Source organism: Siphonobacter curvatus (assembly GCF_002943425.1).
In the GTDB taxonomy this organism is placed as follows: Bacteria; Bacteroidota; Bacteroidia; order Cytophagales; family Spirosomataceae; genus Siphonobacter; species Siphonobacter curvatus.
This window is the reverse complement of record NZ_PTRA01000001.1, coordinates 753505-777573: the sequence shown is the minus strand read 5'-3', so window position 1 is coordinate 777573 and position 24069 is coordinate 753505. Positions and strand designations below refer to the sequence as shown.

At 49.5% G+C, this 24069-nt stretch carries 22 protein-coding genes; 3 read left to right on the top strand and 19 right to left on the bottom strand.

Annotated elements, in window-relative coordinates; translation table 11 throughout:
* Positions 1-4: 4 nt before the first annotated feature.
* The 4 genes from C5O19_RS03175 to dnaG all read right to left on the bottom strand — a co-directional run bounded on the left by C5O19_RS03175 (position 5) and on the right by dnaG (position 4912).
* On the bottom strand, positions 5-544 hold the full coding sequence (locus C5O19_RS03175; RefSeq protein ID WP_104709874.1) for an NADH-quinone oxidoreductase subunit J family protein: 540 nt from the start codon (positions 542-544) through the stop codon (positions 5-7).
* Positions 541-2193 carry a 4Fe-4S dicluster domain-containing protein gene (locus C5O19_RS03170; RefSeq protein WP_104709873.1) on the bottom strand — a complete coding sequence of 551 codons (1653 nt, stop codon included), beginning with the start codon at positions 2191-2193 and terminating at the stop codon, positions 541-543. The genes C5O19_RS03175 and C5O19_RS03170 overlap by 4 nt, the downstream gene beginning before the upstream one ends.
* A gap of 180 nt (positions 2194-2373) precedes the next feature.
* The gene (locus C5O19_RS03165) at positions 2374-2793 is read right to left on the bottom strand and encodes a hypothetical protein (protein WP_104709872.1); all 420 of its coding nucleotides are present in this window, start codon (positions 2791-2793) and stop codon (positions 2374-2376) included.
* A gap of 79 nt (positions 2794-2872) precedes the next feature.
* Positions 2873-4912 (bottom strand): DNA primase, encoded by a 2040-nt coding sequence (gene dnaG, locus C5O19_RS03160; protein ID WP_104709871.1) that lies wholly within the window; start codon positions 4910-4912, stop codon positions 2873-2875.
* Between the two features lie 173 nt (positions 4913-5085).
* On the opposite strand from dnaG, the gene C5O19_RS03155 reads away from it, so the two are divergent.
* Positions 5086-5604 (top strand): cupin domain-containing protein, encoded by a 519-nt coding sequence (locus C5O19_RS03155; RefSeq protein ID WP_104709870.1) that lies wholly within the window; start codon positions 5086-5088, stop codon positions 5602-5604.
* Between the two features lie 109 nt (positions 5605-5713).
* On the opposite strand, the gene C5O19_RS03150 is transcribed toward C5O19_RS03155, so the two are convergent.
* The 3 genes from C5O19_RS03150 to C5O19_RS03135 form a co-directional block, all read right to left on the bottom strand.
* On the bottom strand, positions 5714-6511 hold the full coding sequence (locus C5O19_RS03150; protein ID WP_449441378.1) for an anti-sigma factor: 798 nt from the start codon (positions 6509-6511) through the stop codon (positions 5714-5716).
* Between the two features lie 34 nt (positions 6512-6545).
* The gene (locus C5O19_RS03145) at positions 6546-7133 is read right to left on the bottom strand and encodes an RNA polymerase sigma factor (protein ID WP_104709868.1); all 588 of its coding nucleotides are present in this window, start codon (positions 7131-7133) and stop codon (positions 6546-6548) included.
* A 499-nt stretch (positions 7134-7632) separates the two neighbouring features.
* Positions 7633-8025: a DUF1573 domain-containing protein gene (locus C5O19_RS03135; protein WP_104709866.1), complete on the bottom strand. Its 393-nt coding sequence runs from the start codon at positions 8023-8025 to the stop codon at positions 7633-7635.
* 301 nt (positions 8026-8326) lie between these two features.
* Here C5O19_RS03135 and C5O19_RS03130 point away from each other — a divergent pair, with 301 nt between their 5' ends.
* Complete coding sequence (locus tag C5O19_RS03130; protein ID WP_104709865.1) at positions 8327-10795, top strand: alpha-ketoacid dehydrogenase subunit alpha/beta; 2469 nt, start codon at positions 8327-8329, stop codon at positions 10793-10795.
* Here C5O19_RS03130 and C5O19_RS03125 read toward each other — a convergent pair.
* The 5 genes from C5O19_RS03125 to C5O19_RS03105 form a co-directional block, all read right to left on the bottom strand.
* Positions 10734-12683, bottom strand: coding sequence for a hypothetical protein (locus C5O19_RS03125; protein ID WP_133163294.1), 1950 nt, complete (start codon positions 12681-12683; stop codon positions 10734-10736). The genes C5O19_RS03130 and C5O19_RS03125 overlap by 62 nt on opposite strands.
* 70 nt (positions 12684-12753) lie before the next feature.
* Entirely contained in the window at positions 12754-14076 is a 1323-nt protein-coding gene (locus C5O19_RS03120) for a Gfo/Idh/MocA family protein (protein ID WP_104709863.1), read from the bottom strand.
* A gap of 138 nt (positions 14077-14214) precedes the next feature.
* Positions 14215-15192 (bottom strand): formylglycine-generating enzyme family protein, encoded by a 978-nt coding sequence (locus C5O19_RS03115; RefSeq protein ID WP_104709862.1) that lies wholly within the window; start codon positions 15190-15192, stop codon positions 14215-14217.
* Between the two features lie 66 nt (positions 15193-15258).
* Positions 15259-16257 carry an FAD:protein FMN transferase gene (locus tag C5O19_RS03110; protein WP_104709861.1) on the bottom strand — a complete coding sequence of 333 codons (999 nt, stop codon included), beginning with the start codon at positions 16255-16257 and terminating at the stop codon, positions 15259-15261.
* Positions 16258-16321: 64 nt separating this feature from the next.
* Positions 16322-17776, bottom strand: a complete 1455-nt coding sequence (locus C5O19_RS03105) for a UDP-N-acetylmuramoyl-L-alanyl-D-glutamate--2,6-diaminopimelate ligase (protein ID WP_104709860.1) — start codon at positions 17774-17776, stop codon at positions 16322-16324.
* 170 nt (positions 17777-17946) lie between these two features.
* Between C5O19_RS03105 and C5O19_RS03100 the strand changes: the two genes are divergently transcribed.
* Complete coding sequence (locus C5O19_RS03100) at positions 17947-19170, top strand: BaiN/RdsA family NAD(P)/FAD-dependent oxidoreductase (protein WP_104709859.1); 1224 nt, start codon at positions 17947-17949, stop codon at positions 19168-19170.
* Between the two features lies 1 nt (position 19171).
* On the opposite strand, the gene C5O19_RS03095 is transcribed toward C5O19_RS03100, so the two are convergent.
* The 7 genes from C5O19_RS03095 to C5O19_RS03065 all read right to left on the bottom strand — a co-directional run bounded on the left by C5O19_RS03095 (position 19172) and on the right by C5O19_RS03065 (position 24068).
* Complete coding sequence (locus C5O19_RS03095; protein ID WP_104709858.1) at positions 19172-19570, bottom strand: DUF983 domain-containing protein; 399 nt, start codon at positions 19568-19570, stop codon at positions 19172-19174.
* A gap of 222 nt (positions 19571-19792) precedes the next feature.
* Positions 19793-20266, bottom strand: a complete 474-nt coding sequence (locus C5O19_RS03090; protein ID WP_104709857.1) for a DUF6691 family protein — start codon at positions 20264-20266, stop codon at positions 19793-19795.
* A 22-nt stretch (positions 20267-20288) separates the two neighbouring features.
* Positions 20289-20897: a YeeE/YedE family protein gene (locus C5O19_RS03085; RefSeq protein WP_243406314.1), complete on the bottom strand. Its 609-nt coding sequence runs from the start codon at positions 20895-20897 to the stop codon at positions 20289-20291.
* 106 nt (positions 20898-21003) lie between these two features.
* On the bottom strand, positions 21004-22401 hold the full coding sequence (locus tag C5O19_RS03080) for an MBL fold metallo-hydrolase (protein WP_104709856.1): 1398 nt from the start codon (positions 22399-22401) through the stop codon (positions 21004-21006).
* Between the two features lie 57 nt (positions 22402-22458).
* Positions 22459-22764, bottom strand: coding sequence for a thioredoxin (gene trxA, locus C5O19_RS03075; protein WP_094814081.1), 306 nt, complete (start codon positions 22762-22764; stop codon positions 22459-22461).
* A gap of 158 nt (positions 22765-22922) precedes the next feature.
* Positions 22923-23228 carry a thioredoxin family protein gene (locus tag C5O19_RS03070; RefSeq protein WP_104709855.1) on the bottom strand — a complete coding sequence of 102 codons (306 nt, stop codon included), beginning with the start codon at positions 23226-23228 and terminating at the stop codon, positions 22923-22925.
* 42 nt (positions 23229-23270) lie between these two features.
* Positions 23271-24068: a sulfite exporter TauE/SafE family protein gene (locus tag C5O19_RS03065; protein WP_104709854.1), complete on the bottom strand. Its 798-nt coding sequence runs from the start codon at positions 24066-24068 to the stop codon at positions 23271-23273.
* Between the last annotated feature and the right edge of the window lies 1 nt (position 24069).

The following is a 24069-nucleotide window of genomic DNA, read 5'->3' as shown; positions in this document are numbered from 1 at the left end:
GGTGTTATTCTTTCGTACCGAAATTTTTTGCTTTGCCGGATAAGTACGCCGCTCCCAGTAAGGCTACCATCAGTAAAATACCAGCGACTTCAAAGGGCAACGCATAATCCGTAAGTAAGCCAATTCCCAGCTCCTGAATCGTTGTTTTACGCTCGATCAATTCAAAGTGATTACGTTCGACTGTATCGAAGCGAGCTTTGGCCAAAATCGTCGACAGAATGGCGAAGATACCTCCAGCCGTCAGTATGCCCCAGAAGGTACGACTATGTTCGGTTCGAATGACGTTGGCCTGACCCGTACCCCGATCCGCTTTGTTTCGGGTTAACATGACGCCAAATACCAGCAGTACCAGAATTCCTCCTACGTACACCATAATCTGCGTAACGGCCAGAAAATCAGCTCCAGCGAATACGTACAGTGCCGCAATACCCAGAAACGTGACCATCAGGCTAAACGCCGAATACAGTACGTTTCGACTGATCAGCACCACCGCCGCCGACGCGATGGTCAGCATAACAAAAAATAGAAACACAAAAGCGGTCATTCTTGATTGGGTCGTTTGAATACGGGCTTGAATGATTTGCCGCCGCCGGGTTTGGGCGTTTCGGGTTCTTCGGGCTTTACTTCAGGCGTTTGTTCCGGCTGGCTAGCCTCACTTACGGGTTCCGCAACGGCGGGTTCATCAGCCTTCTTTTTAAAGACGGGCTTGAAGCTTTTCCGTACCGGCTCTTCCGCTTTGGGTTCTTCAGGCTCCGGTGCGGCGGGCTCTTCTACGGCTTTTGGCACCTCGGCTGCAGGCGTAGCAGTCTTTTTGAACACGGGCTTGAAGCTCTCTTGTACAGGAGCTTCTTCGGCGGGAGCTTCGGACGTCGGCTCGGTTTCCGTTTTCTTTTTGAAGACGGGTTTAAAACTTTTCGTTACGGGCTGTTCCGCGGGTACCTCAGGCATTGGTTCTTCTACCTTCGTTTCTTCGGGTTCCGCCGTTTTTTTCTTGAATACCGGCTTAAAGCTTTTGGCTATCGGCGGTTCATCAGGGGTTTCTACCGATGCGGCAGGTTCCAGCTGAATCGGTTCTTCTACCGTCGGCTCGGTTTCTTTTCGCTTAAAGTTCGGTTTAAAACTCGTCGGCGTTTTCGCTTCGGGTTCCGCCGGCGTTTCCGTTTTCTCCGGAATCTCCTCCGGAGCCTTGGCTTCTACGGTCGTTTTCTTAAATCCGGGCTTGAACGCTGGGCGGGCAGGTTTTGCCTCTTCTGTTGATTCGGATTCCGATTGCGTAGGTTCAGTCGTCGGCTTTTTGAATCCAGGTTTGAATGCCGGACGAGCGGGTCGATCTTCTTCGGTTGCTTCGGGCTGTACCGCTGGTTCCTCCGTAGTTTTTTTAAACCCAGGCTTAAATGCAGGTCGAGCCGGTTTCGCCTCGTTCGGTTCAGTTGTTTCCGGTTCCGTAGGTTCAGCCGTTTTCTTGAATCCAGGTTTGAACGCGGGACGGGCGGGTTTCGCCTCTTCACTTCGTTCCGCCTGTACTTCCGGAGTTGCGTCTTCGGTCGTTTTCTTCAAGCTAGGCTTAAAGGTCGGACGAGCTGCGGGCTGCGTTTCTTTTTCTTTCGCTACAACGGGCTTACTGGTCTTGGCCGCTTCTTTTTCGGCCACGAATTGTTCGTAAAGCTGTTTCTTCTCTTCGGCTTTTTCGGGCGTGAGATTCGTGAAATGGTAAACCATGTCCCGAATGTCAAACTCCGAATAATCGTACGTTTTCGTCATGGTCAGGCACTCCGTCGGGCAGACGGTCGTGCACAGGCCGCAGTAGCAGCACTTGGCCATGTCGATGTCAAATTTGGCTGCAAACAAGCGAATCGCTGATCCATCGGAGGCTTTCCCCACCTCGCCCGTGGCTCGAATGGGTTCGATCTCGATGCAATCCACCGGACAAACTTTCGCACACTTATCGCAGACGATACAGTCGTCCATTTCATTATGGAGCCGGTATCGTCCATTATCGGGAACTGGAATGGCTTCGTACGGATACCGCAGGGTTACCATTCCCGTGTCTTGTTCAAAATAATTCGGGTCGTCCACATAAATGGGCTTACGCCGCCGCGTGGAATCTTTCAAATGTCGCAGGGAAATTTGAAGTCCTTTCAGGCTGGATTGTATGCCGCGTTTAATGGTTCCCCAGTAGCTCTGATCCTGCATGTACTGATTTTTTTATCTACTACCAAGTAAACTCCTTCCCCCTGGGACGAGTTCCGGAATATGTAAACAGTCGATCTACTCTATCTACAAAAGTACACTTCAAACGCAAACGACCGCCCTTTTGGACAGTCGTTGCTCAGACTTTTCTAGAACAGCTCTTAATAAAACCCAATCTATAACTTATTCTTCTACCCCTATTCGATTAAAAATCAGTCGTATTAATGTAAGTGGACTGCTTATTAAGGCTCCTATCTTTCGAACCATACTTAGCTGGATAATGCTACCAGTAAATACACCCACGACTGCCCAACTAATCGGTATAAGCTGCTTTTCCCAATGATTGCTAATCCAGAGAGCAATCAGTCCCAGTATAGTCACTCCCAGAGCCAGTTTTCGAGAATAATACAAACTATAGATTCCGTACCCCGTCCACAGTAACATACTGGCATTTAGCATCAAATCAGTAGTCAGCATTGCGGGAAATTTTACCTGCGACAGTACTGCGGTTCCATTCAGAGCCGTAACCCCTAGGCTGCATCCATAGAGTATGGTTTGCCTACGTTGCAGATGAGCAAGCTGATTCAGTACTTGATTTTTCATAGCCTGGTCGTAAAGTCCCCAAGCTACGCCGAATTCCTTTGGCTTCTGAAAAACGTTCCGCAGTACTTAGGCTACGGTATCAATAGCCTGTTACTACAATTCCCAGTTCTTTCGCCAGAGCCTGGTCAATCCGTTTCATTTTCATGAATTGCATCAGTAATTCTTCCTGCTCGTTGGCCTGCGTCACTTCCGTCAACCGTTGTTTAATGTCGTGCATCCGCTGGTCATTGAATGATTTTTTTAATCGAAGGACACACCGGTGAGCGACTTTATCCAGTTGATCGCGTTCGTGCGGAATGTAGATTTCGTGCATTTTTTCCCAGTTTTCGCTGAGCGGATGCCGTTCCGACACAAAGTCAATACTGGCTTCCTGAATAATCGCATCGGAATGGCTCAGGAAGAAATTGGTATCCGGATAAGCTTCCTGCTGGGTTGCCGCCCGAAAAATATCCATGAATAGCTGGTACAGAGGCGTCTGGAAATCCAGGTCATACGTCTGACTGACCATGTACTCCATCAGCGTAATGTCGTGCGGTCCGTCTTCCCGAGTTTCCGTTTCGATCACCGTCGTTCCGTACAAAATCAGCAATCGGCAAAAGGCTTCTTCCTGGTACGAAAGTGGCGTACGCTTCGGCTTGGATACGGGAACGGGGGCGGACTGACCTTGTTCAGCCGCCATTAACTCCGCAAAATCCGGCTCATCGTCCGGCGAAAAAGCCCCTACCCCTGGTGGCAAGTCCAGCGGTGGTTCGGACTTTCGTTCCTGTTTTTCGCGGACTTTGGTATCGTTCTTGATTCGCTCGCGTACGCGTTTGTTGGCTTCAGCCACCAGCGTTTCTTCGGGCAAATCCATTAGCCGGGCCGTCTGCTGAAAGAACACCTGCCGCGTAATGGCATCCGGAATTTTGGAAATGCTCTCGACCATTTCCTTAATCACACCCGCCTTGCGGAAGGGATCATTCCCCGCGTCCTGCAACAGTACTTCGGCTTTAAAACGGATGAAGTCGACCGCCTGCGTTTTGATGTACTGCCGGAAGGCTTCGCCGCCGATTTTGCGGACGTAACTATCGGGATCTTCGCCTTCGGGAAAGGTACAAAGCTTCACGTTCAGTCCTTCTTCCAGAATCAGATCCAGCCCGCGTAAAGAGGCCTTGATCCCCGCCGCGTCGCCGTCGTACAGCACCGTAATGTTCTGTGAAAAGCGACCAATCAGTCGAATCTGTTCGACCGTCAAAGCTGTACCCGACGAAGCCACCACGTTCGTAATTCCCGACTGGTGCAAAGAAATTACGTCCGTATAGCCTTCCACCAGATAAGCGACGTCTTCGTTACGAATCGCATTTTTCGCCTGATAGATTCCGTATAGAACGTTCGACTTGTGATAGACTTCCGTTTCCGGCGAGTTAAGGTACTTCGGCTGGTTTTTATCGGCTTTCAGAATCCGGGCCCCAAAGGCAATCACTTTGCCGGAAACGTTATGAATCGGAAAGATTACCCGAGCCCGAAAGCGGTCAAAAACGCGAGCGTCGGGCCGAGAATCCAAATCCCGCCGAATGGACAAACCGGCTTTTTCCAGTACTTCAATCCGGAATTTCTGCTGAAGGGCATTTTTCGTAAAGGCATCCCAGCTTTCCAGAGCGTAACCCAGCTCGAATTGCTGGATGGTCTGCCGATTGAAGCCCCGTTCCTGAAAATAACTTAGACCAATAGACTGGCCTTCGTCGGACTGCAGGAGTTGCTCCTGGTAGAATTTCTTGGCGTAGTCGAGGGCGATGTACAGACTTTCCCGTTCGTTTTGCGACTGAATTTCTTCGGGCGTCTGCTCCGTTTCCTTGAGTTCAATGCCGTATTTTTTGGCCAGATGCCGCAAGGCTTCGGGGTAACCGATACCTTCAATTTCCATGATAAACTTCACGGAATCACCCGCTTTGCCGCAACCGAAGCATTTGAAAATACCCCGTACCGGATTAACGTTGAACGAGGGCGTTTTTTCATTGTGAAACGGGCAACAGGCAATCAGGTTGGCTCCGCGTTTCTTAAGCGTCACGTAATCGTTGATGACGTCGACAATGTCGGCCGTTTCCTGAATGAGCTGGACGGTTTCCTGTGGTATTCGCATAAGTCAAAGATACAGCAATTGCCCGGGATCAGAATGCCAGAACCCTGTGGTATATCTTTTTCGAGAAATTTCTGGTCTGATGCGATGGCGGGGACCCTAAAAGTTTTAGTACTTTGCGGCCGAGGTCGTGTTCTTCTTTCGATAAAATCACCGTAAATCACGAATAATAAACCATGAATCTGTCTTTTTCTGCTGAAACTTCTAAGGCCGAACTTTTCGAAAAAATTGCCACCGAGCTGGGCAGCCACGGGCTGAACATTGCTACACAGGACCAAACCCGTCCTTGGGGTGGTTTCTTCGTTATTGATGAAGCTCAAACGGCTGAATTTGTTAGCACGTATTTCCCCACGATTCAAATGACGGATCTGGAAGGATTCGCTAAATTGAGTCCTAAAATCCTGGTCGTAGGTCCCGAAAAACGTCTTTCTTGGCAGTACCACTTCCGGCGGGCCGAAATCTGGCGGGTCGTTGCGGGTACTGTGGCCGTGATGACCAGCCCTACTGACGAAGAAGGTGAAACCCGTACCTACGAACCCGGCGAAGTCATTACGCTGCAACAGGGTGAGCGTCACCGACTGATTGGTCTGGATAACTGGGGTATCGTCGCCGAAATCTGGCAACATACGGACGCTACTAATCCTTCAGACGAAGATGATATTGTTCGCGTGCAGGATGATTTTCAACGCAAATAATACAGCGTATGAGTTGAGCGTTTCAAACTCACGCTAACTATCAATCAATAAAAAAGGTGACCTGACGAATCAGGTCACCTTTTTATTGGATTAACTCACTAAACTTTTCTTACAGGTTCCCTTTCACGTACACCTGTCCGGTCGGTATACCGCTACCGCCTTCGGGTTCGAGTGAAATGGCGTAAGCGTTAGCTCCGTCAATACTTTTCACTTTCTGTAAGCTGGTATTTTTGTCAAATAACCCGGCGTCTACGGGTTTGCCGTCAACAATCGCCCACAGCTGATACTGTTTACCGTGCGGAGCAGCGGGTAACTGTACATTAGCCATGTACGTCTCCCGCTTCGAATCGTTCGAGTACAGCATCGCAAAAGCCGTCGGAGCAATAGGCTCGCCCTTCAACTTGATGAGCTTCGTACCCGGATTCTGCAATACAGCAATTTCCTGACGGGCATTCTCAAAGCTGGCTTTACGAGCTTCCAGATTATTGGCTAACTGTGTATTTTGTGATTCCAGCGAGGCTAACTGTTCCTCGGAAGCCTTCAATCGCTTGAATAAAAATACGTTACCTACTACACTTAGTACTACGATGACTACAGCTGCAGCCACCCAGTTACGGGACGTTACCAAAGATCTGGTAACCGAAATGCCGGGACGTTGGATTCTCAGGGTGCTCGCAGGCGACTCTGCCACCGGAACGCCCTGGCCTGCTGCCAACTCCTGGATACTTCCCAATACTTTTTCTCGAACCGATACCGGAGGTTCCTGAGCATTTTGCCAAGCGTAGGCTTCCAGGGTATCCCGTATGGCCTCTACTTGAGCCTGGTATTCAGGTTGATTCGTTAAAAGACTCTCCACTAACGTGGATTCTTCTTTTGAAGTAATTCCCAGCACATAGCTTTCCAGCAAGCCAGACGAAACTATTTCATGCTCATTCAATTTTTTACGAATTAATGTAGGTGGTGAAAAACAACAAAATGAGAATACTAATCAATGTTCGGAGTTGAGCTAGGGCCGCTTTTACCCTCGTTTTCACCGTACCCAGGGGTATTTCAAGTTCGTCGGCGACTTCTGCCTGCGTGTAGCCTTGAAAGTAAACCAAATCGATGATAGAACGATATTCAGGACGAAGTTGATCGACCACTTTACGAACTCCAATGGCATCTACCTGATGCTCTACTGGATTTTCTTCTTCAACTACACTTACGAAATACTCAAGCGGTTGGTTTTGAGTATTTTGTTGATAGTCCTGAGATCGTAATTTATCAATAGCCGTATTACGGGCAACGTTCAAAATCCAGGTGAATAAACTGCCCTTCGAACGTTCATAAGATTCAATATTTCGCCAAATTTTTACGAAGGCTTCCTGCATAACATCCGAAGCCGTTTCTTCCGATTTGACGATTTTCAAAATAACCCCGTATAAAGCCGAGGAATAATTATCATACAGGATAGTAAATCCACGTTGATCTCGCTCACGGAGCAAGCCAACCAGATCTTTTTCAGCGACGACAATGCGTTTTTTTCCCAAAGGAGACAGAACTTAAATTTTTCGGAACAAAACTAACAGGATGATAGATATTTTTCAATAACTCCGCAGTTTTCAACGTGTGCCTTGGGTCGCTGATGATCGTTGGTTTGAGTGATCGGATGAAGTGGGCTGAAAAGACAAAGGGCTTCTATGGAGAAGCCCTTTGTACCGGAAATGAATTAACCCACACCTTTAACTTACTACTCAAGCGACACAAAAGGTATAGCCTGAGCAGTTTCGGTTGTCCAGAGATAGTTACGGGATTTGGCTATCGCTTGGATTTATTCTTAGACGATTTTTTTTAAAAAAAGTTAAAATTATTTATAATCGATTCATTATCAACATATTAATAATTAATAAAAATAATAAATTTTCAGTCTATTTATTGAAAACTTATCTCCCCAGTAGTTGTCGAACCGCTCTATGCTCCTGTAAGGCTATAAAAAAAGAGATTCCTGCGAACAGGAATCTCTTTTTCTAATATCAAGTAGGGCAATGATTACTTCACCCCTTTAGCTGCGGCTTTTTGCTGCACTTCGCCTTTCAAAAACATCGTCACAGTGCTATTTTCAGCATTGCTGTATACCGTAATTTGTTTGTTGAAAGGACCTACAGAGGCTGCATTATACGTAGCACTTACTTTGCTGGTTTTACCAGGCAGAATGGGAGCCTGTGACCATTTCGGCGTCGTGCAACCGCAAGAAGCCGTTACATTACTGATAACGACCGGAGCTTTACCCGTGTTGGTTACCGTAAATTCGTGTGTAACGGGCGTACCCTGAGCAATTTTACCAAAATCTTTCGTTTCCGAATCTACTTTAATTTTACCCTGAGCGAAGGCTCCAGCAGAAATCAGGAAAAAGGCCAGTAAAAAGAAAAGTTGCTTTTTCATTGGTTGGTATAGGATTTGTTTGGTTTCGAAAATTTGACGAGGGCAAAAGTAGTGGGAACCTTTTTATAAGCAAAACAGTACCTTGTTAACGATATGTTAATGGAATTTGAGCGGCCCCGCCCACGTTTGGATTGCTCGTGGCTTTTGCTTTATTTTTACCCTGACAAACATCGTACACACGGATAAAAATTCCGTCTTTGAAGGAATTTCTTTCTCAGTTCATGATGTAAAGAAGGCAAGCATTCATTTTTAAAGAGAATGAGTTGCCTGCGTTGTATCACTCGATTAACCGCTTTTTTCGATGGAACAAGCCACCCTTGACAGCGTTGCAGTTACTAAAGAGCAAATTCTCATCGACTACCGGATTGCCTGGGAAAGTCGCCATGCCAGCTTGCTCGCTCGTAAAGAAGTTTTTATGGGCAAAGCAAAATTTGGCATCACCGGTGATGGTAAGGAATTGGCTCAGATTGCCCTGGCCCGGGCGTTTCGCAAAGGCGACTGGCGTTCAGGCTATTACCGGGACCAAACCGTAGTAGCAGCTTTGGGGGAACTGACCTGGCAACAATATTTCGCTCAGATTTACGCCCATACCGATCTGGAAGCGGAACCTAATACGGGTGGTCGCATGATGAATGGCCACTACGCCACGCGGCACCTGGATGAACAGGGCCACTGGCTTCCGCAAACGCCCCGGTATAATAACGCTTCCGATATTTCGCCCACGGCCGGACAAATTCCCCGTTCGATTGGCCTGGGATATGCCTCCAAATTGTACCGTCAGAATCCAGACTTACAGCAGTTCAGTGATTTTTCCATTCAGGGAAATGAAGTCTGTTTTGCTACCATTGGTGATGCTTCTACGTCCGAAGGGATGTTTTTCGAAGCCATCAATGCGGCAGGAGTATTACAGATTCCGGTCGTGTTTTCAGTTTGGGATGATGGCTATGGCATTTCCGTGCCCATCCGTTACCAGACCACCAAAGAAAGTATTTCTGAAGCTCTGGCTGGTTTTCAGCGTACGGCAGAGAAACCCGGTTTGGAAATTATCACGGTAAAAGGCTGGGATTATCCAGGTTTGGTAGAAGCGTATCAGAAAGCATCTGAACTAGCTCGTACCCAACACGTCCCCTGTCTGGTTCATGTACAGGAGGTTACGCAGCCGCAGGGGCACTCTACGTCCGGCTCGCACGAACGCTACAAATCCAAAGAACGCCTTGAGTGGGAAGTGGAAATGGATTGTAACCGCCAGTTCCGTCAATGGATTCTGGAAAACGGCTACGCTACGGAAGTAGAACTTACAGCGATTGAAAACGAAGCCGCTAAAGTGGCTAAAGTAGGGCGGGATGCCGCTTGGCAGGCGTATCTGGCTTCCCTAAAGCCTGATTTTGATGCGGCTATGGAGTTGCTCGCTCAGGCCGCTCGCGAGAGTCGTTCCGGTGAAGAAGTGATGGCCTTGCGTTCGGCCTTACAAAAAACGCAGAATCCGCTGCGTTCAGACGTAATCGAAGCGGTTAAACAAGCCATTCGAGCCTTACGCTTTGAAGAAACGCCAACGAAACCACTGTTGATCGATTGGATTAACCGTACCAAGCACGAGAATTGGGTACGATTTAATACTTTTTTATACAGCCAGTCCGACGAATCACCGCTGCGGGTTACGCCAGTAGCTCCGCAGTACGCCGAAGACGCCCCTTTTCTGGATGGTCGAGAAATACTCAACAAAAACTTTGAAGCCCTGTTTGCTCAAGACCCCCGCATTTTCGCCATTGGTGAAGACGTGGGCAAGATTGGGGATGTTAACCAGGGTATGGCGGGTTTACAGGCCAAGTTCGGCGAGCTTCGCATAACGGATACGGGCATCCGGGAAAGCACGATCATTGGTCAAGGCATTGGAACTGCTTTGCGGGGCCTAAGACCCATCGTAGAAGTGCAGTACGTGGATTACATGCTCTATACGCTGGCTACACTATCCGACGATCTGGCCTGTCTGCACTACCGTACGGCGGGCGGACAAAAAGCTCCCGTCATTGTTCGTACGCGGGGTCACCGACTCGAAGGCGTTTGGCACTCGGGTTCGCCGATGGCCGTTCTGTTGCACGCCTTACGCGGGATGCACATGATTGTACCCCGCAATCTCACGCAGGCTGCTGGCTTTTACAATACCCTGCTACGCGGTGACGATCCGGCTCTGGTGGTTGAACCGCTGAATATGTACCGTAGCAAGGAACGGCTTCCCACGAATCTGGGTGACTTCTGCCTGCCCCTGGGTCATCCGGAAATTTTACGCGAAGGCCGCGACCTTACGATTGTAACGTATGGCTCGATGTGCCGCATCGTACTGGAAGCCGCCGAGCAACTGGCTCAGGTGGGCATCGAAGCCGAGGTGATTGACGTACAAACACTCATCCCCTTCGATTTGCCACATATGGTCGCTGAATCGGTGCAGAAAACCAATCGCTTACTGGTTGCCGACGAAGATATGCCCGGTGGAGCCTCGGCCTTCATGTTGCACAAAATTCTGGATGAACAGAAGGTATTCCGTTTCCTGGATTCGGAACCACGTACGATGTCGGCTCACCCGCACCGTCCGGCCTATACCACCGACGGCGATTATTTCTCGAAACCCAATACGGAAGATGTATTCGATGTAGCCTACGAAATGTTACACGAGTGCGATCCACGTCGGTACCCAGCTCTTGGGTACGAAATTAGTGACTGGTCGTTTTCGGGGAGTCGCTGGTGGAAAGAGAACGATTCGGTTGAGGAATAGCATGAACAACGATAAAACCATCTTTCGTTACTTTACTGGTATAGCGAAGATGCGGTAAGATGGCAGCCGCCTCCGAAGGTGTTTCCGTAACCAGATAATAACCCTCGTCTAGTAAGTTCTGAAAGAAGGGAATCAGTTCGGTCAGCAGAGGCCAGGCCGAATAAGGCTGATAATAACCCACTGGCGGGTACTGACCATCCAACGTATACCAGAAATTTCTACCCAGACTTTGGTCATAGAAATATACTTTAGAGCTATGGTTCGTGAGTTGACGAACCATAGCTCTTTTTTCTGAACTGGGATGTTGAAAGGAATACATCGTTTGTCGGTGTTTTAAATTAGTAACCATACCCGAAAGTTTATCTTTAATACCCACCATATACGCCAGTCCCGAAAACCAGAGTATGCCTACGGGTAACCAGTAGAGCACCCTACGGATGGATCGTATCGGCATTTTTCTTCGCCACAGTAAATCAATCCAGACGAATAGTAAGACGAATACCGGACCGGAAGTATTCGGCAGGTTATGTTCGTGACTTCTACCCAGAAAGTAAAAGAGATTACAGATCGTCAGTGCCATCAGCAGAAAGACGGCTTCCCGGTACTGGAGCGAGACTTCTTCTTTGAATCGAAACAACGTAGCTCCCGTAAGGGCAATAATGCCAATGATGTACCAGAAAAAGGAAGTCGGAGCTACTCGCATGAAGCCGATTTTTAAGCTCTGGTAGATTTTCATGCCCGGTGAGAGTACGTTACCAAAGATGAGGTACGTCACGATAAGTCCTGTTCCCAGCAGGATTACATTGATGGCGTACCGTCGTACATAGGTTTGAACCAGGGGGAGAAATTTCGTTTTCTGACCAGACGGAGCCAGTAGTTCGCTACCCATCGCAAGAACTATGTACTCGACGTAGGCAATGGAATAGAAAATGCCGAAGCTGCGGTGGAGTACGAGAAGAAACGCTAGTAACAATCCCACGCTCCAGTGATCCGTTCCTTTTTTCCAGGCCAGCAGAGCTACGACAATCCACCAGTCCAGCCGAAGCGGACTCATCTGAAATTCAGCGTAGGTATCCGTGTAGTACGGAAAAAGCCGCATGATAAATACGACCACCAACAGGTAAAGAGCCAGTCGTAGGTCTTGAAAGACTTCCTTCCCCCACCAGAAAATCAATACACAGAAAATCCATACCGAAGCCTGACCCAGTACCTGAAAGTAATTCAGGTCAATATGCCATTTGAAAAATAAAGCCGCCAGGCCGGAAAGCAGTAAGTCGTATTGAAAATAGATAGCCTTAATCGAAATACCACTGACTAAGGCATACGCCGGAGCGAAAACAAAAGAATAATCCCAATCGGAAGGACCTGCTCCTGCGATAAAACAGGGTACTGCCAGAGCAGCCAACCACAACCAGGCGTGCCAGGGTTTATAATGGTTAGAAAGCCAAACCACTCCCGCTACAAAAGCCGAGAGTCCCAACAAAACCACCGGGTAATACCGAACACCCGTGCCAAACAGAAACCCATCGGCGGGTGGATGAAAACCCGCCCGAAAGAAAAATAGTACACACAGCCCCACCGCAGGCCACACGCTCCAATTTTTCAGATATACCGTTTTTACCAGTCCCCATCCTACTAATATCCACATGCTGCCGTGTAACACAAACGCTTCAATGCCATCCGGCTCGGTCTGATTGGTGTATAAACCGGTCAGACCATACGCAATCGTAGGCGTTAAGGTTTCGGGCTTCGGCGGCGTCCACTGGTCCCAGATCAGTTCAGCAAATTGATAGAACAAGACATGGACTACCGAAACACCTGCTCCAATCCACCATCCTAACTGAGCATACGGATGACGAAAGAGATAATAGAACGCTTTAGAATTCACCGGCAAAGGGGTATAGACAGAAAAAGGTCTGGACCCTTGCGAGTCCAGACCCCTAAAATGAGAAAAATTTCTATACAAAAAACCGCGTCACGCCCGGTACAGCCACTGGATACAAACCATTGGAATCCGGATTGAGTGGCATTTTCGCGTCCCAGCTATACTCAGCGGGTTGCAGACTCAGACCTGACATCAGAGCCGTATCCCATTCCATCACCTGACCCGAATACGTGGCCAGACGTCCGAGAATGGCCGTCATCGTGGATTTAGCTCCATTTTCGGCATCGGCGAATTTGTATTCCCCTTTGGCGACCGCCGCGAACAACTCATCGTGCTCGGCCTGATAGGGGTTGTTTTCCGTTTTCTTGTTGAATTGGAACAGGGGCTTGCCTTTGTAGTCGACAATCTTCGCGTCGCCACACAGGATTTTTCCTTTCGTACCCAGAATGGTTTCGTCCACCTTGGCCCAGGTGCCTTTCATGTGACGGCACTCGGAGTTCAGGATCGTACCATCCGCGTATTCAAATTCAACGTGGTGGTGATCGAAAATTTCGCCGTAGTCCTTGCCTTTCCGTACTTCACGGCCACCCGTACCCTTGGCCCGAACCGGATACGATCCCTTGAACCAGTTGAATACGTCGATGTTGTGAATGTGCTGCTCGTTGATATGATCGCCGCATAACCAGTTGAAGTAGTACCAGTTACGCATCTGATATTCCATTTCGGTTTGTCCGTCTTTACGCGGATTCACCCACACGCCGTCGTTGTTCCAGTACACGTTTCCGGATACAATATCACCGATCATAGCCTTGTTTTTCAGCAAAGCCCGGTACGAGTTCTGATAGTGACGTTGCAGCCCTACCACGACGTTTAGCTTTTTCTTTTTGGCTTCCACAGCAGCAGCCAATACTTTTTGCACACCCGCTGGATCCGTTGCTACGGGTTTTTCCATGAAAATGTGCTTACCCTGCCGAACGGCCTCTTCGAAATGAATGGGACGGAATCCCGGAGGCGTAGCCAGAATAACGACATCGGCCAGGGGAATAGCTTTCGTATAGGCATCGAAACCCACGAATTTATTATCCCCTACCGCGATTTTGTCGGCGGAACCTGAAGCCGTCAGGGCTTCCGTAATATTTTTCAGGCCACCTTCCATGCGATCCGCGAAGGCATCGGCTACGGCTACCAGCTTGACGTTTTGTTTGGTCGACAAAGCCTGTACCGCCGCTCCCGAACCGCGACCCCCGCAACCAACCAGAGCGATCTTAATTTCATCGGCTACGCTTGAATTGAAAAAACCGTCGGCCTTCGACGTAAGCGGTACGGCTAATAATCCACCAGCCAGCAACGAGCCAGCTTTCACAAAATCCCGGCGAGATTGAAAATCTTTGTTCATAGAAAAGGGTTTGAGTTTAGAGTAATGAGTTGCAAGTTTAGGGTTTTGAGTTTAAGGTTGAGCGTTTCTGGAAATTGCTGTTATAATTCTTTAACTAAACAACGTTAACTCCAAACGCTAACCTCAAAACCCTAAACGCTACTGTCCCAGCATTTTCTTGAAAAATGCTTCCGCTTCTTCGGGGCTGGGTTGTTTGACGGGTCGGACGATTCGGAAACCTACAAAATCGCCGTCGGTAAGCCACCATTTTGAGCGGGGCACTTGCGGATCCCGCTGATTCCAGTCTTCAACCTGAGCCAGACGATCCGCACTACGTAGCTCGGCAGCTTTGCTTTTAAAACTACCACCACGGGCCGTGTGATACGCCCGCGGTGCCGTACGTTCAATGATAAAACCGCTTTCAGGACGGGCCGCTAATTTCTCAAAATACTTGGCATCGTACATGTCCATCGTCCATTCCGACACATTTCCCAGCATGTCGTACAAACCGTACGCGTTGGGTTTCTTCTGCCCTACTTTATGATAAGCATCTTTACTGTTGCTTCCGTACCAGGCAAACTGAGCCAACGTGGCGGCCTGCACGCCCGTGGGATACGCCGTTTTACTACCCGCCCGACAGGCATATTCCCATTCGGCTTCGGTAGGCAGACGGTAGAAGATGCCCGTTTTTTTCCATAACCATTTGCAGTACATGATGGCCGTATAGGGTTGCATGGAGTTGGCCGGGAAACCGCCTTCTTTGCCCATACCCCAGGTCAGGTCAATATACTGAGCCGTGGGCCGTGAGATGGCGTCTGGCTTGGGCTTTACATCTTTTTCATCGAAACGGAAGGGGAAAAACTGATCGTGGGTAATCTCCGTGGCCGACATCCAGAAGGGTTCTACTTTCACTTTGACCTGCGGCCCTTCATCGGCCTGGCGTCCGGCCTCCGCTACTGGACTTCCCATTAGAAACTCGCCCGCTGGAATGGGAACCATACTGATTTTAACGGGTATTCCGGCAAAATCCTGTTCATACGGTTTGCCTTCCTGAGCCTGGGCCTGAGCTACTGAAACCAGCCCCAGCGATGTAAGTATAGAAAAGGTAAGCGTACCAAGCGTATTTCGGAAAGTCACAATGCGTTGATTAAGAGGTTAACAACAGAAACGTCTTTAGTACTAATAGAAAAATACAGGGGAAACTTACTCTTCTTTGAAAAATTTTTTAAATCCCGGGGAAGTAAAGGTTTTCAAACCCGAAGGCTGATTATCCAGAATTAAGATTTCAGACTGTTCCGATTCCGCTAGTTTCAGAGCCTGTGGTACGGGTAACAGATAACAGGCCGTCGATAGCCAGTCGGCCTGAGCGGCGTCTTTGGATAGTACCGTCACCTGTCGCTGATAAGTGACACCCAGGCCCGTTTTGGGTGAAACAATGTGTGAGTAATTTTTACCGCCAATGCGAACGGCCTGGTACGCGTCGCCCGACGTGGAAATAGCCATTTGTTGCAGTACTAACCAACTCGCTAGTAATTCGCCCTGCTGGTTCGGCAGTTCGATGCCAATCGTCCAGCCAGCTTCCGGATTTTTCCCGATGGCCATATTACCCGCGGCGTCACATAAGCTTTCCGCAAAACCCGCCTTCTGCATGATTTCCAGCATTCGCTGGGCGGCGTACCCCTTCCCGATTGCCCCTAGATCCAGTTTAGTACCCGGACGTTTCAGCAGGATCGTATGATTTTTCGCATCGAACTGAAGGTACTGCGTTCCCGTAGTCGCCAGGGCTTTCTGGCGTACGGTCGGCGAAGGAAGTTGTTTGCTCTTACGTGATTGTCGCCAGAGTTGCGTCAGTTGGCCCACGGTTACATCGAAGGTTTTCGAGCTTTTCTCCCAGGCCATCCGGGAAGTCCAGAGAATATCCCACAATGCCGGCGATACCCGAACGGCTTTGCCCGACCCGGCCGTCTGACTCAGGCGACTCAATTCCGAATCAGGCAGATAATCACTGAAAATCAGATTCAGCGAATCGACGGCGGCAAAAGCCTGCGTAGCGGCTTGAGCAGCATTTACGGAATCAGCCGTCCAGACCTGTACCGTAAACATTGAACCCATTTTGGGTTGTTGAAAAATGAGCTTGCGAGCCTGAGCCTGCGTGCTGAATGTCGCCAGTACAAGTCCAACGAACAGGAGTAATTTTTTCACGTCTCAAAGCTAGATGAAATTCCTACCGTTTCTGTCCTTCACTTTCGCCAAAGCTGAGCGAATTCTATCCTTTTTGAAAGGCGGCCCGTAGTTCTTCCCGATCGTCAAAGTGATTTTTTACCCCTTTGACGTCCTGATACGTTTCGTGCCCTTTCCCCGCTACGAGAATGACATCTTTGGACTGAGCTAATGATACGGCTCGGGCAATGGCTTCCCGGCGATCAACCAGTACCGTTACTTCGGCTGGGGTATCATTCGGTACGCCTTTCTTCATATCCTCCAGAATGGCCTCCGGTTCTTCATTGCGAGGATTGTCCGAAGTCAGAATCACGTGATCCGAAAACTGACAAGCAATCCGGGCCATTTCGGGTCGTTTGGTCGCATCCCGATTGCCGCCGCAACCCACCACGGTAATAATCTGTTCATTACCCTGCCGCAGTTCGGCGATGGTTTCGAGTACGTTTTTTAGGGCGTCGGGCGTATGGGCGTAATCCACAATACCGACGATATGTTCAGGCGAAATCACCTGTTCGAAGCGTCCCGGAGGCGGTTGCAGTGCCGAAAGTTCCGTCAGTACTTCTGCCGGATCCTCGTCCATGAGAACTGCCGCTCCATATACCCCCAGCAAATTGTAGGCGTTGAAATTTCCAATCAGTTGAAAGTGAACCTGACGGCTATCAACTTCCATTTCCAGGCCGTAAATTGAATCGGCCAGCAGTTTGCCTTTAAAGCTCGCTCCCGTTTCCAGTGAGTACGTTTCCCGACGGGCTACGGTATTCTGCACCATGATGCGGCCCCTGGGATCGTCGGCGTTTACCAGAGCAAAGGCCGTTTTCGGTAGCTGATCAAAAAAGCCCTTTTTCGCTTTAATGTAGGCGTCGAAGGTCTTGTGAAAATCCAGGTGATCGTGGGTAATATTCGTGAAGATTCCTCCCGCAAACTGAACACCCGCAATGCGTTGCTGCACTACGGCGTGCGAGGAAACTTCCATAAACACATGCGTACAGCCTTTATTGAGCATGTCAGCCAGTAGGGCATTCAGCGTCAGTGAATCGGGCGTGGTATGCGTAGATGGAATAATCTCGTCTTCCACCTGATTCTGCACCGTCGAAATTAGTCCGCAGCGGTGACCCAGGGCCCGAAATAATCGAAATAACAGCGTTACGGTCGTCGTTTTTCCGTTGGTACCCGTCACCCCTACGAGTTTGAGTTTCGATGAAGGTTGTCCGTAGAAATTCGATGCCGCAAAGCCCATGGCCCGAGATGCATCTTTCGACTGGATATAAGTAACCCCTTCCTGTAACGTTTCGGGTAAACGCTCGCACAGAATAGCTGTGGCTCCTAATTCAATGGCTTTCGGTATAAAATCGTGACCATCGACCTGGGTACCGGGAATGGCCACAAAGAGCGTACCGGGAACGACTTTTCGGGAATCAAAGGTGATGGTACTGATTTCCAGATCAGTGGACCCTGCCACTGCCTCGAGTGAAACTTTATAGAGAATGTCTTTTAGAAGCATACGGAATAGGCATTAGGCCCGTTTAGGTGCCAAAAATACGGGCTCAATTGAAAAGTGAATACAAACGATGAAGTGATTTCCGATTCAATGCCGGAAAGGAGACTCGCCGCTTTCTGATTCTGCCGGAGAAATTAGCTAATGCTCAGAAAATTAAGCCGTACCTTTGTAGCGTGAAAAAAACGATTGCAGTGATTGGCGGAGGAGCCGCCGGTTTTTTTGGAGCGATTGCCGCAGCGGAAACGTATCCGCAGGCCCGGGTGGTCTTGTTTGAAAAAGGACGGAATGTGCTGTCCAAAGTTCGTATTTCGGGCGGGGGTCGCTGTAATGTGACGAATGCCGCCGCTACGGTTGCCGACTTGCTCAAGGGGTATCCCCGGGGAGCAAAGTTTCTCAAATCCCTCTTTCCGCGTTTTTCCAATCAGCATACCATCGAATGGTTCGAAAAGCGGGGGGTGAAATTAAAAACGGAAGCCGATGGCCGAATTTTCCCAACTACGGATTCCTCCGAAACCATCGTTCGCTGTCTGCAACAGCAGGCTCAACAGGCAGGTGTTGAACTTCAGTTGAGTACACCGATCCGCCAGATTCGTCCCGTAGCTACTGGTTTTGAACTGGTTGGAATGGATGAAACCCTTTTCACTGTAGATCGGGTACTAGTTACGACGGGCGGACATCCGCAACTTACGGGCTATCAGTGGTTAAGCGAACTGGGGCTTTCCATTCTGTCGCCCGTGCCTTCGTTGTTTACATTCAATATTCCCGATTCTTTTACCCGCGAGTTGCCCGGTCTTTCCGTTTCTGATACTCTGGTACGACTGGCGGGTTCCAAACTGCAACAGGAAGGCCCCGTGCTACTTACCCACTGGGGCTTAAGCGGTCCTGCCGTACTGAAACTTTCGGCCTGGGCTGCCCGCGAATTGGCAGAAACCAATTACCAGTTTACGAGTCTGGTGAACTGGACGAATGAAAAACCGGAAGCTGCTCGTACGTCACTGGAAGCGTTCAAAAAGCTGAATGCTGGAAAGTTCGTCGCTACGGTTGCTCCGTTCGGCATTCCCAACCGCCTCTGGCGGGCCTTACTCGTTGAAAATGAGATCAAAGACCAGGTTCGTTGGGTTGATTTGAACGGTAAGCTTTTTAACCGATTACTGGAAAATCTGACCAACGGAACGTTTCAGGTACAGGGTAAAACGACCTTTAAGGAAGAATTTGTCACCTGCGGCGGTATCGCTCTGAATCAACTTCATCCGCAAACCCTGGAAAGCAAGGTGATTCCCGGTCTGTACTTCGCGGGTGAGGTACTCGATATCGACGGCATCACGGGTGGGTATAATTTTCAGGCCGCCTGGACTACGGGCTGGATTGCCGGGCAATCCATCGGCCAGGGGCTGTAGCCTAGGAATCAGCGTGCAGAATTTTGTCGGGATTTTCTTCGTAATCTACACCCGAGAACAAATGAATGTACAGCACTCGCGAGACCCGAAAAGTAAAGGGTACGGATATGACAATCAGGGCAATGGAAACGCCAATGTACACGAAAGGCGAAGGGTCGTTGAACAAATAAAACAGTACGACTGCCGTTGCCAGAATGATTCCCGTAGTCAAGCCATAGCTTACGTACATGGCTCCGATGAAGAAGCCCGGTTCGCGTTCAAACCGCAGGCCACATTCGGGACAGTACCTATGCATCTGGTCAAACTTGGTCACGTTCCACAAGGGGTACTTGAACATTTTTCCTTCCCGGCAACGGGGGCAACAGCCGCCCGCTACGGCTTCGAGTTTGCTGCGTTTCATAGGTAACAAGTGATTATAGGGTCAGGTGATGATGTATTTATTTTGTGTGAGAAAAGTCCTTCTTTCGTCCCATTTAGATGGCTGAGAGAGTCGAAAACCTTACTCACACCAACCATTGCGTGCATGTAAACGAATTCTGTTGACCTTACTAACTTTCCATTCTTCCTGATTCCCTCACAAGTCTACCCTAAATCGCTTCCGCGTGTAATGACTTTGGTCAGTTTAGGGTAAATAACGTCGTAGGGCACCGTACGTCCACGTTCCGGCCAGAGCCGCTACCAAAGTAATTAGTACGACGGAATAACCGGCTCCAATCTGGGCGAACAACGGACCGGGACAGGCTCCGGTCAAGGCCCAGCCAAAACCGAATAGCAATCCACCGTAGATTTGTCCCGGTTGAAACACCTTATCCGAGATTCGAATCGGCTCGCCCGTTAAGGCTTTGACTTTCAATCGTTTCAACAGAAATACGGACCCCATGCCCGTCAGTACGGCCGAGCCGATCACGCCGTACATGTGAAAGCTTTCCAGCCGGAACATTTCCTGAATCCGAAACCAGGAGACGATCTCAGCTTTCACAAAAACAATGCCAAAAAACATTCCAACGATCGCATACGGTACTAACGAACCCAGCGAAAGGCGGGCTTTGGGGTCGTTCGATACGGCAGGGATAAATTCTTCCGATTCGGTTTTCATCGTGTTCAAAACGTAGTAGGAGTTACAAAGACAAAATCCAGGGCAGGCCGAGCCAGGTCATCAGGAAGCCGCCGATCATGAAACACACCGTTGCCACCAGCGAGGGCCATTGCAGGTTGGATAATCCCATGATAGCGTGACCGGAAGTACAGCCCCCCGCCCATCGGGTACCGAAACCGACCAGAAAACCGCCTACCACCATCAGGATGAAGCCGCGAAGGGTCGTCAGGGATGACCAGGAAAATAAATCTTCAGGAATGAGTCCACGAAAGTCCGTTACGTGTTGAGCAGCCAGGGCTTGTTTCGTCGCCGGAGCAATCTGAATGAACTCGGGATTGGACAGGAACGTACCCGCCACCAGGCCACCCACGAATACGCCGCCCACAAAGAAGAGATTCCAGCTTTCCTTCTTCCAGTCGTACTGAAAAAAGGGAATCCCAGCGGGCAGACAGGCTGCACAAATGTGCCGTAGTGACGAAGAAATACCGAAGGTTTTATTGCCTAACAGGAGCAGAATCGGCACGGTCAGTCCAATGAGCGGACCCGCCACGTACCAGGGCCAGGGTTGCGTAAGCCATTCCATGAGGAGACGAAAAAATACAGAGGTTTTAATCTGAAAGGAAAGCTTCATCCCTGTATGCAGGGATGGGAACCGCTCGAAAGGTATCCTTTTGAACGGGTGAAACTCAGTCCGCATCCACGATTTTCCTGAACGCGTGACCGAGTTTTTCTAAATCTTACTCAGCCAGTTGTCCGCTAGCCGTCGGTATATTGGTTTTGGCGATTGCTCCAAAGCCACCCGCTACTTCCCGTACCTGATCATAGCCGCGAGCTTTGAGAATGGAAGCCGCAATCATGGAGCGATACCCACCCGCACAGTGTACGTAAAAAGGTTCGTCTTTGGGAAATTCAGCCATCTGTTCGCTCAGGGAAGCCAGGGGAACGTTATCGGCACCCGCAATGTGGCCCCCTTCGAATTCAGTAGCTTTACGAACGTCTTTGACTATCGTTTTTTCGGGATCAAAATTGGTAGCAAACGTTTCCGCCGCTACAGATTCAATCTGATCTACTTCTTTGTTTGCGGTTCGCCAGCTTTCCATACCCCCTTCCAGGAAGCCCAGTACCTGATCGTAACCCACCCGCGAAAGCCGCGTAATGACTTCTTCTTCGCGACCCGGTGCTGTGACCAGTAACAGGGGTTGATTGATGTCGGTGATGAGCGTGCCCACCCAGGGAGCAAAGTCGCCATCGATCCCAATGTTGATGCTCCGGGGAATGAACGCCTGGGCAAACTCCTGAGCTTTGCGGGTATCGAGTACCAGGGCTCCCGTTTCGTTCGCGACGACTTCAAACGCTTCCGGTGAAAGCGGGTGGTTACCGCGTTTGAGTACCTTTTCGACTGGCTCCGTACCCGCTTTATTCAGGCGAACGTTTTCGGGGAAGTACGCGGGCGGCGGCGTTAGACCGTCCGTCACAGCCGTAATGAATTCTTCCTTGCTTTGGGGTTGCAAGGCATAGTTCACTTCTTTCTGATGTCCCAGCGTATCGAAGGTTTCCTTACTCATGTTTTTGCCACAAGCCGAACCCGCTCCGTGAGCCGGATACACGATGACGTCGTTGGGCAGAGGCAGCAGCTTGGAACGCAGGGAATCATAGAGCATACCGGCCAGATCGTCCTGCGTGAGGTCAGCTTTCTGGGCTAAGTCCGGGCGACCCACATCGCCAATAAATAGTGTATCACCCGTGAAAATGGCGTTTTCTTTCCCGTTTTCGTCCAGTAACAAAAAGCATGTTGATTCGAGGGTGTGACCCGGCGTATGCAACACGCGAATGCGGCAGTCACCCAATGAGAACTCCTGACCATCTTCGGCAATCAGGGCTTCAAAGGCAGGAGCAGCATTCGGACCGTAGACAATGGGGGCTCCCGTTTTCGCTGACAAATCCACGTGACCCGATACAAAATCCGCGTGGAAGTGGGTTTCGAAGATGTACTTGATTGTTGCTCCGTTACGAGCGGCTTTGTTCAGATACGTCTGCACTTCCCGCAGGGGATCAATAATAGCGGCCTCGGTGCCCGACTGGAGGTAATACGCTCCCTGAGCTAGACAGCCCGTATAAATTTGCTCAATGATCATAACGATTCGTCGTGTTGTTGAAGTAAATGGGGGAAAGCTTTTACGTAATCGATGCCTTTACATACTGGCTTTCTGACGAATAACCTGCTCCATTTGCTGAGCCGTTAGTACGCCCGATTGTCGCCAGAGTTGCTGGCCATTCTGGTACAGGGCCAGCGTTGGTACCGACTGGATCTGTAGTTGTTGAGCCAAGGCCGGATTTTTATCAATGTCAATTTTGACGACCGTTAACTGATCACCTAGTTTCTCCTTGACTGCTTTCAGGTACGGAGCCATCATTTTACAGGGTCCACACCATTCGGCAAAAAAGTCGATCAGTACGGGTTTATCCGATGCAATGAGTTGTTGAAAGTTTCCGTTCATGGATGGATGTGTTTGGAGTTTAGGGTTTAGAGTTTTGCGTGGAAGTGCGTTAAGGTTTTGCCACGACGGTACAAAGGCACCAGGTTTCACAAAGAAGTAAACCCCTGACTTCTTGCAGTTTCGTTCTTGAATACAACTCAAAACCCTAAACGCTCTTACTAAAACCGTACCTTTTCCCGAATGACTCGTTCGAGTTTGTCGGCGTAGATACCACCTGCCTGCCGCCAGAGTTGTTTGCCTTTCTGGTACAGAATCAAGGTCGGTACGGAATCTACCTTGAGGTGTTTCTTCAGGCCCATATTCTTCTCGGCGTCAATTTTAATAATGGTCAGATCGTCGCCGAAAATGTCTTTTACAGCATTCAGTTCGGGAGCCATCTTCTTACAGGGCTTGCACCAGTCGGTATAAAATTCGAGCAATACAGGCTCGTCCGAGGCGATGATTTCTTCAAATGTTCCGTTCATAAAAGTCTTCTATCTATACTAAATTGTTTCGAAAGTCCGGGTTTAGAACACTAACTCTTTTAACAGAATACCCGTTCCCATCAGTAAGGTAAACCAGCCAAAAGCCGGCTTGAGTACCTGGCCGGGAATGCGTCGGGAAAGCCCCGTACCCACCACCACACCCAGTAAAGTCAGACTGGTAAATTCCCCAAGAAATTTCCAATCCATGGTATGTTGACCCAGATCACCCAGAAATCCAATACAAGAATTAATGGCAATGATCATCAGGGAAGTACCTACGGCAAGCTTCATCGGCAGTCGTACGAAGTTGGCCAGTACCGGAATGATCAGAAAACCACCCCCGACGCCCACGAACCCCGTAAGCGTACCCACCAGCAGTCCTTCGACGAAGATGAGTGGATAATTTAGCCGCTTTCGGATTTCTTCACCCGTATCGACCCGCTCCCTCCGTCCGCGAATCATCGACTGTGCCGATAACACCATCAGTACCGCAAAGAGCAGCATCATCAGTGTACTTTTCGTTACCACCCAGCCATTGCTTTCTATCACGACTTCGGGCAGGGCCGGAACGAGGTATTTCCGAGAAATAAACACCATCATAAACGATGGAAACGAGAAAAACACCGCCGTTCTGGGGCTGGCGAGCCCTCGCCGCAGGTAATCAACCGAGCCCAGCAGCGAAGCTGAACCGACAATGAGCAAACTATAGGCCGTAGCAATCGAAGGAGGCAGCTTAAAAATGTAGACCAGCACGGGTACCGTCAGAATCGAACCGCCACCGCCTAACAAACTGAGTAATAAGCCAATGAGTACAGCTAAACCAAAACCTATAATCTCCATA